Source organism: Streptococcus infantis, assembly GCF_047464155.1.
In the GTDB taxonomy this organism is placed as follows: Bacteria; Bacillota; Bacilli; order Lactobacillales; family Streptococcaceae; genus Streptococcus; species Streptococcus infantis_U.
Genome location: NZ_JASHCL010000001.1, coordinates 634,972 through 649,439 on the forward strand (window position 1 = coordinate 634,972; position 14,468 = coordinate 649,439).

Annotated in this window: 10 protein-coding genes, 1 tRNA gene, 1 other RNA gene and 3 pseudogenes; 2 read left to right on the forward strand and 13 right to left on the reverse strand. The window is 39.5% G+C overall.

Annotated elements, in window-relative coordinates; translation table 11 throughout:
* Window positions 1-108 precede the first annotated feature (108 nt).
* From QM810_RS03090 to QM810_RS03110, 5 genes and pseudogenes are all read right to left on the reverse strand, one after another.
* Window positions 109-2,394 carry a DNA translocase FtsK gene (locus tag QM810_RS03090; RefSeq protein ID WP_414253980.1) on the reverse strand — a complete coding sequence of 762 codons (2,286 nt, stop codon included), beginning with the start codon at window positions 2,392-2,394 and terminating at the stop codon, window positions 109-111.
* 181 nt (window positions 2,395-2,575) lie between these two features.
* A pseudogene (locus QM810_RS03095) lies at window positions 2,576-3,364 on the reverse strand (HEAT repeat domain-containing protein).
* Between the two features lie 162 nt (window positions 3,365-3,526).
* Window positions 3,527-5,482 (reverse strand): fructose-specific PTS transporter subunit EIIC, encoded by a 1,956-nt coding sequence (locus QM810_RS03100; protein ID WP_414253819.1) that lies wholly within the window; start codon window positions 5,480-5,482, stop codon window positions 3,527-3,529.
* Complete coding sequence (gene pfkB, locus QM810_RS03105; protein WP_414253820.1) at window positions 5,479-6,390, reverse strand: 1-phosphofructokinase; 912 nt, start codon at window positions 6,388-6,390, stop codon at window positions 5,479-5,481. Before pfkB ends, QM810_RS03100 begins: the two co-directional genes overlap by 4 nt.
* A complete protein-coding gene (locus QM810_RS03110) occupies window positions 6,387-7,127 on the reverse strand; it encodes a DeoR/GlpR family DNA-binding transcription regulator (RefSeq protein WP_414253821.1) in 741 nt (246 codons plus the stop codon). Before QM810_RS03110 ends, pfkB begins: the two co-directional genes overlap by 4 nt.
* 161 nt (window positions 7,128-7,288) lie before the next feature.
* Between QM810_RS03110 and QM810_RS03115 the strand changes: the two genes are divergently transcribed.
* Window positions 7,289-7,376 (forward strand) — tRNA-Ser (locus tag QM810_RS03115).
* Between the two features lie 79 nt (window positions 7,377-7,455).
* Here QM810_RS03115 and QM810_RS03120 read toward each other — a convergent pair.
* The 4 genes and pseudogenes from QM810_RS03120 to QM810_RS03135 all read right to left on the reverse strand — a co-directional run bounded on the left by QM810_RS03120 (window position 7,456) and on the right by QM810_RS03135 (window position 10,523).
* Window positions 7,456-8,790, reverse strand: coding sequence for an Nramp family divalent metal transporter (locus tag QM810_RS03120; RefSeq protein ID WP_414253822.1), 1,335 nt, complete (start codon window positions 8,788-8,790; stop codon window positions 7,456-7,458).
* A 563-nt stretch (window positions 8,791-9,353) separates the two neighbouring features.
* A pseudogene (locus QM810_RS03125) lies at window positions 9,354-9,653 on the reverse strand (N-acetylmuramoyl-L-alanine amidase); the annotation flags it as partial.
* A gap of 110 nt (window positions 9,654-9,763) precedes the next feature.
* Window positions 9,764-9,973, reverse strand: coding sequence for a hypothetical protein (locus tag QM810_RS03130; RefSeq protein ID WP_414253823.1), 210 nt, complete (start codon window positions 9,971-9,973; stop codon window positions 9,764-9,766).
* Between the two features lie 163 nt (window positions 9,974-10,136).
* Entirely contained in the window at window positions 10,137-10,523 is a 387-nt protein-coding gene (locus QM810_RS03135; protein ID WP_414253824.1) for a stress-induced protein, read from the reverse strand.
* A gap of 400 nt (window positions 10,524-10,923) precedes the next feature.
* Here QM810_RS03135 and QM810_RS03140 point away from each other — a divergent pair.
* A pseudogene (locus QM810_RS03140) lies at window positions 10,924-11,076 on the forward strand (site-specific integrase); the annotation flags it as partial.
* A 142-nt stretch (window positions 11,077-11,218) separates the two neighbouring features.
* Here the strand turns inward: QM810_RS03140 and ssrA are convergent.
* The 4 genes from ssrA to QM810_RS03160 form a co-directional block, all read right to left on the reverse strand.
* Window positions 11,219-11,566, reverse strand: a transfer-messenger RNA (tmRNA) gene (gene ssrA, locus QM810_RS03145).
* A gap of 60 nt (window positions 11,567-11,626) precedes the next feature.
* Entirely contained in the window at window positions 11,627-12,262 is a 636-nt protein-coding gene (locus tag QM810_RS03150) for an SGNH/GDSL hydrolase family protein (protein ID WP_414253825.1), read from the reverse strand.
* A gap of 1 nt (window position 12,263) precedes the next feature.
* The gene (locus QM810_RS03155; RefSeq protein WP_414253826.1) at window positions 12,264-13,091 is read right to left on the reverse strand and encodes an HAD family hydrolase; all 828 of its coding nucleotides are present in this window, start codon (window positions 13,089-13,091) and stop codon (window positions 12,264-12,266) included.
* 24 nt (window positions 13,092-13,115) lie between these two features.
* Window positions 13,116-14,435 (reverse strand): CapA family protein, encoded by a 1,320-nt coding sequence (locus QM810_RS03160; RefSeq protein WP_414253827.1) that lies wholly within the window; start codon window positions 14,433-14,435, stop codon window positions 13,116-13,118.
* Window positions 14,436-14,468: the final 33 nt, after the last annotated feature.

The window sequence follows — 14,468 nt, forward strand, 5'->3', positions numbered from 1 at the left end:
ACCTATAATCATAGGCATAAAAAAAGAAATCACCTTCGAAAAATTAGAGTAGATTTTCCCGATTTTAGAAAGGTAATTTCTTGAATTTTTATTCTATTTTCAAACAATTTATTGTTGCAATACTTTTCGAGGTTTTGTTCCTTCAGCAGGTCCAATAACACCTGCTAACTCTAACTCTTCCATCAATCGAGTTGCACGGTTAAATCCAACTGAAAGACGGCGCTGAATCATAGATGCACTTGCTTTTTGTGTCTCGATGACGAGAGCTTTAGCTTCTTCAAAGAGCGGATCTCCAGCATCATCGCTAGAACCAAAATCACCCTCTGTCTCAGATACTTCTCCCGGATCAAAGCTTTCATCATAATCAGCATCAGCTTGAGCCTTGATGAAGTTTACGATACGTTCAACATCATCATCTGAAATAAAGGAACCTTGGAGACGAACAGGATGGTTTTCATCAATTGGCTTAAAGAGCATATCGCCTCGGCCGAGTAATTTCTCAGCACCATTTTCATCCAATATCGTACGTGAATCTGTTCCCGAAGAAACTGCAAAAGCCACACGAGACGGCACATTTGCCTTAATCAAACCAGAGATAACATCAACCGAAGGACGCTGAGTTGCAAGGATCATATGAATACCAGCCGCACGCGCCTTCTGTCCGAGACGGATAATAGCATCTTCTACTTCCTTGCTGGCAACCATCATGAGGTCAGCCAACTCATCCACAATTACGACGATTAAAGGTAGAGGTACTTGTTTGTATTCGGACTGAGCATTAAATTCCTCAACCTTAGCATTAAAACCAGCAATATTTCGAACTCCAACTTTGGCGAAAAGCTCATAGCGATTTTCCATCTCATCAACGACTTTTTGAAGGGCCTTGCTGGCCTTACGAGGATTGGTCACAACTGGAATCAAGAGATGAGGGATATCGTTGTAAACTGAAAGCTCAACCATTTTAGGATCAACCATCATAAATTTGACTTGATCTGGACGAGCCTTCATGAGAATGCTAGCGATAATACCATTAACTGCAACAGATTTACCAGAACCCGTAGAACCGGCAACTAGCAAGTGAGGCATTTTAGCCAAATCAAAACTACGAGCCGTACCATTGACTGCTTTCCCAAGAGGAATTTCTAAAAGATTTTCAGGTTTTGTTTGAGATTGTTCCCAAAGCTCACGGAAGGATACAGTTGCAATTTCCGAGTTTGGAACTTCGATACCGACCAAAGATTTCCCTGGAATTGGAGCCTCAATACGGACATCCTTGGCAGCCAAAGCCAGAGCCAAGTCATCTGCTAGGTTGGAAATCCGGTTGACACGGACACCAACTGCAGGTTTAACTTCATACTTGGTAACAGATGGTCCAATTTCTGCTCTTTCAACCGTTACTTTAATACCAAAACTTGCGAAGGTCTCTTCCAAAATTTTAATATTTTCTCTAACGATTTTCTTTTCTTTTGACTGATCTTTTGGTTTATCTGGTGCAAAGAGTTGCAAGCTTGGAAGCTTATACTCCAAGGCCTTTTTAGCAGAAAAATCTACTTCAACCTCTTCGTCATCATCATCTTCTTCAGAGAAAACTTCTTCCTCTGGATAGTCTCCTTCTTCAGGGTAATCAAAATCAGCTTGCGGAAGAATAATCTCAGGTTCTACCCATTCCTCCTCTGGAAGTGGGGGAAATTCTTGCAGTGGTTCGTCTGATAAGATTTCTCCAGTTTCCATATCTACAGGCTGCATGTCAAGCAAAGCCTGCTCTTCTCTTTCTTTTTCAAGTCTTGCTTGCTCTTCTGCTTCTCTTCGTGCCTTTTCCTCTTCACGCTTGATAAAGCGCTCTTGTTTTTTCTGTTCACGGCGTTCCATCCAGATAGCAAATCGAGCTGAAAGTAAATCGGCAATATCATAGATAGACCATGGACTCATTAAAAGAGCTCCGATTAAGATTAGGATTGCCCCGATGAAATAGGTACCGATGTTTGAGAACAAAAAGGCTACCGGAATGTAGAGGCCTACCCCTAACAAGCCTCCCCCTGCAAAACTTGTCACTTGAAAACTGGTTAAATCTTTAAAGATTTGTCCAATCGTTCCTTGAAACACAGCATTTGCTATGCTAAGCTTCCAGACAAGATAAGCTTGAAAGATGAGGAGCAAGCCTGCAAAAATAAAGAAGAAACCTGCTAGCAAGCCTTCTTGTTTATGAATCCATTTAAAGAAGAATAGATAAATTAAGAGAGAGAAAATAGCTAAGTATGCTAAACTCCCTACGAGTAAGCGAATCAGGTTATAAACAGTGATTCCGACAGCTCCCCATTTAAGAGCAGCAAAAATTAAACAAATAGCCAAAGCTAAGGAAATCAACATTCGTTGAATCGCTTGTTTTCTTTCCAATTCTGCTTTAGACGGTCTTCGTCTTGTTTTAGTTGTATTCTTGTTTGCCATGCTTCTATTATATCATATTTCAGAAACTTTTCGAGGGGTTAAAAAATGATTGCATCTACTAGACACAATCATCTTTCATTGATATTTCTGAATTTTCTATTCTATATGATTTTTCAACAACCTTGTCTCACTACTTCTTCAAAAATCTAATTGCTGATTTTCTTGCCTTCTCAATCTTTTCGGTTTCCAACTTCTCTACAGCAGATGTAGGAATCCATTTTTTTCCAAATAAAACCTGAGCTGCTTCTATCATCAGAGCACAAGTCCGAAAGTCCTTTTCTTCTACAATCGCCTCTCGAAACAAATCCTTTGTTTTCTCCATCAAGACTTCTTTTTCAACTTGATGAAAAGATAATTGCATCAAACTACTGGCAGACCAGGCACGACAAAGTGCATCTTGGTCGGTCAAGAGATGTTGTCCTAAGATTTCTATCTCACTTATTGAACCAATCCAACCTAGGGCAATGATTAGCTTTCTACGATTAGAAGCTTCTGAACTAGGTAAAAGAGAGATTAGAACAGGAAGTAGTTGCTTGCAAGAAGACGCATAAAAATCTCTATGTCTTACTTTGGAAAGGATTTTCGCTAGAAGATATACAATCAAAACGCGTTGACTCTCCGCTTCCTCTTGATCGAGAATTTCCAAAAGATAATCGATTCCCTCCTGCCCATGCTGGTCAAAACTCGCTTCAAAATTCAGGTCAGTTCCTTCCTCCCAATCTTTGCAAATGAGCTCAAAATGAACGGTAAGTTCCGGGCTCCTACCTAAATCATCTATAAAATGAATTCGTTAAGAATCAGGAAAATTCTCCTCCACCAAGCTGGCATAGACCTTCTGTAACTCTTCTTTTGCAAGATTTTGGTGAGGAATCTTTTCTTTCACTAGTTTGTCGATTTCTTCTTTTCTAGAATCACTCATGACACTTTTCTCCTCTAAGGTATTTGTAGAACTTTAGCATACTATCATTTAAATTCTCTAAGATTTACCTCTATTATATCACTTTAAAGGCCTGTCTCCCTAACTCCATTATCAAAAAAATGACTGACCACTTTCGTGTTCAGTCATTTGAATCTATTGTAATTATTTTTCTAATGGTTTACGAAGGTAACCATAAACCACACCACTAACAAGTGCTCCAATCAAGACAGAGACAAGATAGAGAAGAGCATTTGAAGTAAGGGCGATAACGAAGATTCCTCCATGAGGAGCCATGAGTTTGATATTTGCAAGACCAACAAGTCCACCTGCTACTGCTGAACCAAGGATAAAGCTTGGAATAGCACGAGCAGGGTCTGCTGCACCGAACGGAATCGCACCTTCAGTGATGAATGACAAGCCCATAACGATATTTGTCAAACCAGAGTTACGTTCTTCTTTAGTAAATTTATCTTTGAAAAGAAGAGTTGCCACAAAGATTGCTAGTGGTGGAACCATCCCTCCAGCCATAACTGCTGCCATGGCTACTGAACCACCTGTTGCCACTGTTGCTGCAAGAGTACCAGTACCAAAGACGTAGGCTGCTTTATTGACAGGTCCACCCATATCGACAGCCATCATTCCTCCAAGAACGACTCCAAGAAGAACAGCTGATCCACCTTCAAGACCACCAAGGAAGTTGTTCATACCAGTGTTGATTGCGGCCATTGGGATGTTAACAGCAAGCATGACAAATCCTGTCAAGACTGTTCCAAGAAGTGGCAAGAGAAGGATTGATTTTGCACCTTCAAGTGAGCGAGGAACCTTCACGTATTTTTTAACTAAGAGTACCAAGGCACCTGCGATAAATCCACCAACAAGAGCTCCAAGGAAACCTGATGATACTCCTGCAAGAGCTGAAGTTGCTTCACCGCCCTGAGCGTAAGGGATTTTACCAAAGGCATAACCTTCTTTAGCGATAGCACCAGCTACGAAACCGGCTACCAAACCTGGTTTTTCAGCGATTGAGTAAGCAACATATCCAGCAAAGACTGGAAGCATCAAACCAAAGGCTGATCCACCGATTTTCATGAACATCGAAGCGAGTTCATGGTAAGAACCAAGATTTCCAAGGCTCTCATTAGGCACACCCATAGCACCATCAATCAAGAAGGCGAGGACAATCATGATACCACCACCAATAACGAATGGCAACATTTGAGATACACCACTCATCAAGTGTTTGTAGAAGGCACCACCGATGCTTTGTTTTTCATTAGATGCTGTTGAAGCTTGCACTCCATTAGCAGCACGGTAAACTTCAGCATTTCCAGAAAGAGCCAAGTTGATCAACTCTTCTGTCTTACGAATACCGTCTGCTACTGGACGATTTACCAATGGTTTGCCATCGAAACGATCCATTTCAACTGCTTTATCTGCAGCGATAATTACAGCTTTAGCCTTACGGATATCTTCTGCTGTCAATTTGTTGCCAACACCGCTGGCACCATTAGTTTCAACCTTGATACCAACACCCATTTCTGCAGCCACTTTTTGAAGTGCTTCTTGGGCCATGTATGTGTGGGCAATTCCTGTTGTACAAGCTGTAACTGCTACGATAAAGTCACCAGATTCATTTGCAGAAGCTTGAACTGGTTCCTCAGCTTTTTCTGAAGCTTGGTCAAAGAGTTCAATGACTTGATCAGCTGATGTTACTTGACGAAGCTTATCAGCAAATCCGTCTTTCATCAAATATTGTGACAATTCTGCTAAGGCAGCCAAGTGAGTATCATTGGCACCTTCTGGAGCAGCAATCATAAAGAAGAGGTCAGTTGCTTGTCCGTCTAAACTTTCGTAGTCAACACCCTTGTTCGACTTAGCAAAGAGAACTGTTGCTTCTTTAACTGCAGCATTTTTGCTGTGAGGCATTGCGATACCGTCACCCAAACCTGTAGAAGTCAAAGCTTCACGCGCCAAGATTCCTTCTTTGAAGGTTTCGAAATCTGTCACATATCCATGCTCTACCAAGCTATAAATCATTTCTTCGATAGCTGCTGTTTTTTCAGTTGCTTGCAAATCAAGCAACATGACATCTTTTCTCAATAAATCTTGAATTTTCATCTTTTTTCTACCTCAACTTTTTCATAAGTTTCTTTAATAAATGCTGCAGTTGCCAAGTCATCAGAGAAGGTAGTTGCTGTTCCACAAGCCACACCCCATTTGAAGGCTTCTACTGCGTCTTTTGATTTTACAAACTCACCAGTAAATCCAGCAACCATTGAGTCACCAGCTCCCACTGAGTTTTTCACTGTTCCCTTGATTGGCTTAGCAAAGTAGGCTCCCTCTGATGCTACCAGAAGGGCACCGTCACCAGCCATAGAGATGATAACGTTTTGAGCACCTTTAGCCAACAACTCTCGAGCGTATTTTTCAATCTCATCTAAGCTTTCGAGTTTCACTCCAAAGATAGCTCCAAGTTCATGATTGTTCGGTTTAACTAGAAGAGGTTGATAATCCAAACTATCGATTAAGGTCTGACCTTCAAAGTCACAAACCACTTGAGCGCCTGTCTGACGCGTCAAAGCAATTAATTCTTTGTAAATAACATTACCCAAGTTTTTAGCACTCGAACCCGCAAATACAACTGTATCTTCTGCTGTCAGGCTTGAAAGAATGGCTTTTAACTCCTCCAGTTGATCTGCTTCAACAGTAGGGCCAGTCCCATTGATTTCGGTTTCTTGGTCTGCTTTGATTTTAACGTTGATACGCGTATCTTCTGCCACTTGGACAAATTGCGTTTCAATTTGCTCTTCAGCTAAAGTATCTGTGATAAATTTACCTGTAAAACCCCCGATAAATCCAGTCGCTGTATTTGGAATGTCTAGACGTTTCAAGACACGGCTAACGTTGATTCCCTTACCACCAGCAAACTTATCATCACTATCCATACGATTAACACTACCAACTTCTACTTTGTCCAAACGGACAATGTAGTCTATAGATGGATTGAGTGTGACTGTATAAATCATACTTCTATTACCTCCGTTTTCTCTTTGATAGCTGGCAAGAGCTCGTGACCCTTGCTTGTAATGACAATAGCACGTTTTATAGGAGCTACCTTAGCAAAACAAGACTGACCAATCTTGGATGAATCTGCTAGAACATATGTCTGTTTAGCATTTTCTAAGATAGCACGCTTGACGGCGCCCTCCTCCATATCTGGAGTTGTAAAGTAACCTTCATCTACACCATTCATTCCAATAAAGGCACGATCAAAGTGCAGTTGGTTAATCTGATTGAGAGCTACTCCTCCGATACTGGCATCTGTTGTCATTTTAACTCCACCACCGATAATGACTGTTGGGATTTGCTTATCCACTAATTGAACCGCATGGTGAATGGAATTGGTTACCACTGTAATGTCTTTTCGCTCCAATTCCTTAATGAGAAAGGCTGTCGTACTTCCTGCATCCACAAAGATAACATCTTTTTCTTTGATGAGAGAAGCTGCTTTTTGAGCAATCAACTTTTTCTCTTGAAGGTTTTTGACAGATTTTTCTTGAATGGTTTCTTCTTCTTGCAAGGAGTGAGGAAACTCTGCTCCTCCATGCACTCGACGAAGTTTATTTTCAGACTCCAATTCATCTAAATCACGTCTAACTGTTGATTCTGAAGTATCTAGCAAGCCTACCAATTTCTCTAGAGAGACGATTTTATGCTTACTCAATTCTTCTAAAATTAACTTTTTTCTCTCGCTTTTTAGCACGAACCCACCTCCTGTTAACGATTACATTATTCATTCTATCATAAAAAATATCAAAGTCAAGCATTTTTTGTCATTTTCTTTCATTTTCTATCAATAACTCCTTAACTTTAAATAAATTTGCAAGAAAGAAGGCTTTATGGTAGACTAGGTTAGTAAATAATGGAAGATTACTCAAGAGGCTTAAGAGGCCGTGTTGGAAACGCGGTAGGCGTGTTAAAGCGTGCGTGGGTTCGAATCCCATGTCTTCCGTTTATTTTCAAAAAAGATACCCAAGAAATCTTGGGTATCTTTTTTCTTATATGTTTGTTTTATAACTCGGGTGATTTTCTTAGAAAATATCAAATAACAATTTCACATTGAGAATTGTTAAGATAATGGAAACAATATAACCAAGGATGGTATTCCATTTAGCATTGGTAAATTCGCCCATCAGTGATTTCTTAGAAGTGAGATAAATCAAAGGAAAAATTGAAAATGGAAGAGCTATAGAAAGAAAGACCTGTGAATAAACCAATAACTGATCCAAGGTTTTTTCCTGATGACCAAACAGAACCGCTACAATCATGACAGGCAGCAAGGCAAAGAGGCGAGTCGCCAAACGAATGAACCATTGAGGCAATCTCATATGCAAGAAACCTTCCATAACGATTTGTCCAGTCAAGGTACCCGTAATTGTCGAATTCTGACCACTGGCTAATAAAGCCAAAGCAAACAAGGTTGATAAGGTCGAGCTAGCTATAGCTCCTGCAATAGTAGAATCCTGCAAGGCATTATACATTTGAGAGAAGGCAGAAATCTCGGATGCATGGCCGAAAAAGAGAGCCGCTCCTAAGATCAAAAGAAGGGAGTTAACGACAAAGGCCAAGGATAACTGGAGATTAGAATCCCAGGTCATAAAGCGTACGGCTTTTTGAACATCATTTTTGTCCTGGTGATTGATTTTACGAGTCTGTGACAAGGATGAATGCAAATAAAGATTATGAGGCATAACAGTTGCTCCCACGATCCCTAGTGCCAAGGTTAATTGACTTTCATGCCCTGGCAAAGGACTTTCAAATAAGGTTGCATTCGGTAGATAACCCTCAACGATTCCTTGGAAGCTTGGATGTGACAAAGCTACCAGATAGGTAAAAATTGCTAGAATGGTTAAAATCAGTGTTGTCACAATAGCTTCAATCTTCTTAAAGCCAAATTTCATCAGAAGCAATAAGAGAAAAACATCCAACACGGTCAAGAGAATTGCTATCATAATCGGAATCTTAAAGAGAAGATTGAGAGCAATCGCTGAACCTAGAACTTCTGCCAGATCTGTCGCCATCAAGGCTAATTCTAAAATCACCCATAGACTATAACGAAGCCATTTAGGTGAATGATGAGCCGTTGCTTGAGCCAGGTCCATCTGGGTTACAATCCCAAGCTTTCCTGCCATCTGCTGAAGTTGCATGGCAATGAGAGATGAAATCAAGATAACAAACAAGAGACTATACTTATAGGAAGCACCACCGACTACACTGGTAATCCAGTTTCCTGGATCCATATAACCAACTGCGACAAGAGCACCCGGACCTAAAAAGGCCTTTAAATTTTGCCAGAAATGATTGTTATTTGGAGTATCGATAGATTGATTAATCTCAGAGAGTGACACTTTTTTATGAGAAGACATAGATACTTACCTCTTTCTAAACCTACTTTTTCATTATTTTCTATTAGAGAAAAATAAGATTGACTTTAAACTATTAAAACAATGAAAACTATATGAAAAACATTTAGTTTTTTCATTATTTTTCTTAAGGCACCTTAATATTTTTCTTAAGGCACCTTAATTATAACACAAAAAATGAAAACTATATGAAAAACATTTAGTTTTTTCATTATTTTTCTTAAGGCACCTTAATTATAACAGAAAATATGATAAAAACTTAAGAAAATTCAGGACTTGATTTAATATTTAGGATACAACAAAATGTTGTATTCTTTTTTTGCAAAAGAATACCAAAGAATAAAATAAAAAACGTTGTAAAAACAACGTTTTAGAAAGATTTACAAAACAATGTAAATTATTAATGGAGCCGGTGGGAGTCTTATAAAATATATTAAATCAACTCATAGCGATTTTAGGGTCTGTTTTAGGTCATGCTTTTTCAAAAAAGAGCAAACAAAAAAACCGCTAGCGATTGCCAGCGGTTGAGTTTAATTAAATTTTGAAAGCCTTTCTATGCTTTATTTTTATTTTGTGGTGATCAAGCCGTTAGGCTCAATCTTAAATTCTGGTTTGTCGTCCATAGATCCATCTGGTTTTAGGTAGTACCAGCCTGATCCGTCGGCTGACTTAATGAACTGTTTGGATTTCATGTCGCCATCCTTGGCATCGAGGTAGTACCAGTGGTCTTTATATTTGACCCATCCAGTGGCCATTGCTCCAGTTTCTTTGAAGTAGTACCACTTGTTAGCAATAAGTGCCCAACCAGTAGCCATGGCTCCGCTTGGAAGCAAATAGTAAAAGTAGCCATCTGTGTGCTCTTGCCAAGAGTTCTTTTTTACCTACGATTGGCTTCGCAATCGTAATTTTAATTTTTATTCCCCTTCCTTATTTCAAGCATAAAAAAAGCGCCTAGATTATTATCTAAGTGCTTATTTTATACAAAATAAACTTCTTGACCTTCCCTCAACGTTTCCGCTTTTGAAATCAAGACCTCTGAAAAAATGTTTGTTGGAGTTCCCACGACTTTATAGTAATTTTCAAAATCAACGGTCAAAAAATTGCCTACTACTCCGGATTCGGGGACATTTTTGTCTAAATTAACAGACGTCCCGAATGGCAACTGTAAAATATGTTTAATCTTCATATTTTTTCAGCTTCTCCTTCCAATACTTCAGATTCTTCTTTGTTTGTTCGCTTTCGTTTCTAGGTATATTATACCTCTTTTCTACCGAAAGTAAATAGTTTTGCGCGTCTATTTCAGCTTTTATTTTACTAATATTATCTTCGGAAGCAACGCCTCCCTCGAGCTACTGCCCGCGTTTCTTGTTTTCGAGCTGTATTGCCTTGACGCGTTCTTTCTGCTCTTTCTTGTCAAGGCTGTCTTTCGTGCCTTCGTTACCGTTCATCTTCGCTAGTAACTCAATAGCCCGTATATCGCCTTTAAGAGCCTTTTGAAGGAGCACCGTCACGATTGCCGTCTGATTTGTAGTGCTCAAGCCCTTTTCTTCGAGCGTTTCTTTAAGTTGTGGACTAAAAATATCCATCGATAAAATCTCGTTTACTTTCTTTTTTAAGTCTGCTTTTTCCCTTCGAGCTTTCCCGGAGGCGATACCGCCTTTTCGTGAAATTTCCCTTGCTTCTTTCTTGGTTCGCTCAGTTACCGGAATTAAGTTTTCTGTTCCATCTCTAGGCAATTCTTACCTCCTTTCAAACAAAAAAATCACAAGCGCCATTGCTTGTGGTTCTATTCTATATAGTTAAAAAAGGATATTTTTGCGCTATTTAAAAACAAGAAAACAAAAAAAGCCCCGACATTAAGTTGAGGCTAAAGATTATAGGCGGACGGATTTCAACCGTCGTCTTGATAATAACACGTGCTTCAATGGGTAGATACTACTATATTTAGTGCACCCTAGCCATATCCATCACTTTTTTATAGTGTCATACCATGTTTTCACTCGTAAACTACTATCCTATTTCTTGTTTCTATTATACCAAGAATTTACAGCTTTTTCAACTATTTTTATATCCTTAGAACTCAAGGCGTGAGTTCCTCTGTATTCCTCATGATTGTAACCGTAATGAACATGAGGAAGTCTATGTTTTGAAGCTGGAATGACATTAAAACAAGTCCAATACCGGCTCGGGCATTCAGATTTAAAAACGACAATGAACGTATATACCCATATAACCACTCAAGCGAAGGACGATATCGGAGAACGTTTTGCAAATTTTATAGATTTTTAAATACGACAGACCTTCTTCAAAAAGAGGGTCTGTTTTAGGGTCTGTCTTTTTCGCAAAAGAATATCAAGGAATACCAAAGACAAAAATAAAAAACGTTGATTTAACAACGTTTTAGAAAGGAATGCAAAAGAATGCAAAAGAATAATGGAGCCGGTGGGAGTCGAACCCACGTCCAAACACCTGCTAACATATTTGTCTACAACCATAGGTTATGTATTGTTTTAACAGCTCCTCGACACATAACTCAAGCCTAGGAACTGCGAGCCTATAAATCTCTTACCAAACTGCTAGACAAAGTTTGATCGTATCTCGCTAATAATAAGACCTATCATCAGACACGAGCAATCCGAATCGGGTCACGCCTGCTGGTTTTTAGGCAGCTAGAGCGTATGAAGTGTTATTTTTTGCAGTTATATTTAACTGAGCGTTTACGTCGCCACACGAGTCGCAAAATATGCCTCATAATGCCTGTCGAATCCGTAACGACCCCAAAGACTATAAAGATATTATACCTTATCTAGGTGAAAAAAGCAAAAATGCAAGTAGATGTCTAGAAAAGTCTATTTTTCAAGGTTTCTGATAGAGCCTGATAGCCAGAAACGCTAAGGTGAAGCCCATCTGTTGTATAGTCTGATTTGAGTTGCCCTTCCTGATCGAGTAGCTCTTCAAAAACAGACACATATTCTACCTGCATGTAGGCAGAAGCTAGCTCTTGATAGGCTTGGTTCCATGCCTTTATCTTCTCATTTGTACGAATATAAACTGTCTGTTTGTATTCTTCCCCTTGATGAACTGGCAGAATAGAAACTAGCTTTATCTGTGACAGCGGATAGTCACGAGAAATACTTTGAATCACACTTTCAAGGTTCCCTAGTGCTTGACTCATTGGAACATCTTTCCCAATGTCATTGGTCCCAATCAAAAGTACAATTTGATCCACTGCATCACCATAGAGATGGGCATCAAGGTTATCTAGCAAAAGTCCAGTCTGATAGCCTCGAATCCCTCGATTCACAATGGTCTTGGTTGTCCCTAGCAATTCCTGCAAGGGATAATACTCAACAATAGAATCACCGATAAAAATGATATTGGGTTCAATTACAGAAATCTGATTGAGTTCACGATACTTGGTTTGGATTTTTTCTTGCTCTTTTAATAGCCAGTTTTCTAATAGTTGTACTGCCAAGTTATTCTCCTCTTTCTAGCCAGTTTTCTAAAACTTGGTAAACACCCGCCTGACTGTTGGCTGGGGCTATTTTTGTAGCTACTTCTTTAACAGCATCTTCTGCATTTTCCATGGCATATGAAATACCTGCCAACTCTAACATTTCAATGTCATTTTCACTATCACCAAAGGCCATGATTTGTTCAGGTTTTAAATTCCAACGTTTGAGCAATTCTTCTAGACCCCACGCCTTATGAATCCCATCTTGTAAGATATCAATACAACCATAACCGCTGGAAACAGCTCGCACATGCCCATCAAATAAGTCATTAATTTCCTGTAAAACCGAATCAGATCGTTCTTCACCAACTACCATACTCATCTTGAGAACACCACCGAAGAGATTAGAGTCAAATTCATTAACAAAATTCATTCGTTGATAGAGCTTCTCAATCATCTCCGGAGTCATAAATTTATCTAGTTCTGTAAAGACAGTACCTTCCTTTACAAAGCCACCATTCATACCAGTTACGACAAACTGATCCTGACATTCCCTACCTTTAAAATGGTCCAAAGCCCTATCAACCATGGCATCATCCCAAGTTTGTGCTTGAAGCAATTCATTATTTTCGAATATCCGAGCACCGTTAGCAACTACAAGAACGACTCTTTCTGCTAGATGTCCCAGTAATTGTCTCATACGATGAACTTCATTTCCAGTCGCAATAACAAACCGAACGCCACGGTGATCCAGCTTATCCAAAATTTTCTCTAAGCGAGGAAGGTCTAGTTGACCTCTTGGATCTAACAAAGTACCATCCATATCTGTTGCAATAATCTTAATTTCCATCATGTCTCCTTGAGGTTCGAATCACTACCACTTCAAACCTACATGTTCATTCATTTCTTTATAGGCTGTATCAATCCGTTCCTTGGTCGCCTCGTCTAACTGACTACGGTATTTCCCACCCTCAATAAAATCTTCCAAGATAAAGGTTTGGTAAAGATAGAGTGGGTAGCCTTCTGACGAATAACCTCCCTTTGGAGTCCGACTCACCCAACTTGGATGAGCTTGGGCTGTCTCGATAGTCGTTTTACCGGATTTCTTCTTAATGGTCACATCCATGAGGACTCCACGTTCCGTCCACTTGGCATTTTCAACATCCTGCATGGTTTCAATCCGTTGATTTGAGATAAAATTCCCCATAGAGTAAATGATAAGCTTTTTGTCACCGTCTTTTTCAACCGTTTCAGCTGGTTCAACAACGTGAGGGTGACCACCAAAGATAATATCAGCTCCCCAATCAATCATTTTATGATAAAGTTTCTTTTGCTCCTCAGTCGGCTCAATTTGATACTCAACTCCCATCTGAGGCATGATAATTGTAATATCTGCCTCTTTCTCAGCTCGCTCAATTTCAGCCTTCATTTTATCTTCATCTAAGTCTGAAAGATAGCGATTATAATCCTCTTGAGAAATGCTTTGTTCAATGCCATTAAAACCATAGGAATAGGCTAAAATAGCAACTTTAATACCGTTGACTTCCTTGATAACTAAAGGCGCCTTATCTCGTGATTCATGGGTATAGACCCCGACTGGTGTCATTCCTGCCTTTTCAATAGCATCTGCGGTTGAAACGACTCCCTCAATCTGAGAATCCAAAATATGGTTATGAGCCAAGTCTAGCACTTGATAGCCTGCATCTTTTATAGCATCCATAACTTCACCAGGTGCATTAAACAAAGGATAGCCTGCAAGATAGTGGTCTTTATTTACGGTTCCTTCAAAATCACCAAGAACTAAATCAGCTTGCTTCAGCCAAGGCTTTACGTATTCAAAGTTTTCATGAAAATCATAGGTGCCATCTGCCTTTTTTGCTGAAATATAAATTATGTCATGATAGAGCAAATCACCATTTGCCATGATGCGAGCACTTGTTTCCTGTTCTGTTACAGTAGTCTTCTCCTTAGAATCAGCACTCTGACTCACTGTAGTTGCACTACTATTTACTAAAGGAATTCCCTTTAGCCCTTCAGCTAATAAAGTCAATGCCATCGAAATAGCAACTACGATTAACAAAACCATAATAAAGGTTTTATTACTCCATTGGCGATAGTTTCTAAAAAATCGAATAAACTTCCTGACAAGCTGTAAAATAGGACCATTTTGATTTCTACTACTGCGTTTTCCCATCTTTTTTCTCCTTGCTTTTTGATGCAAGTCTCC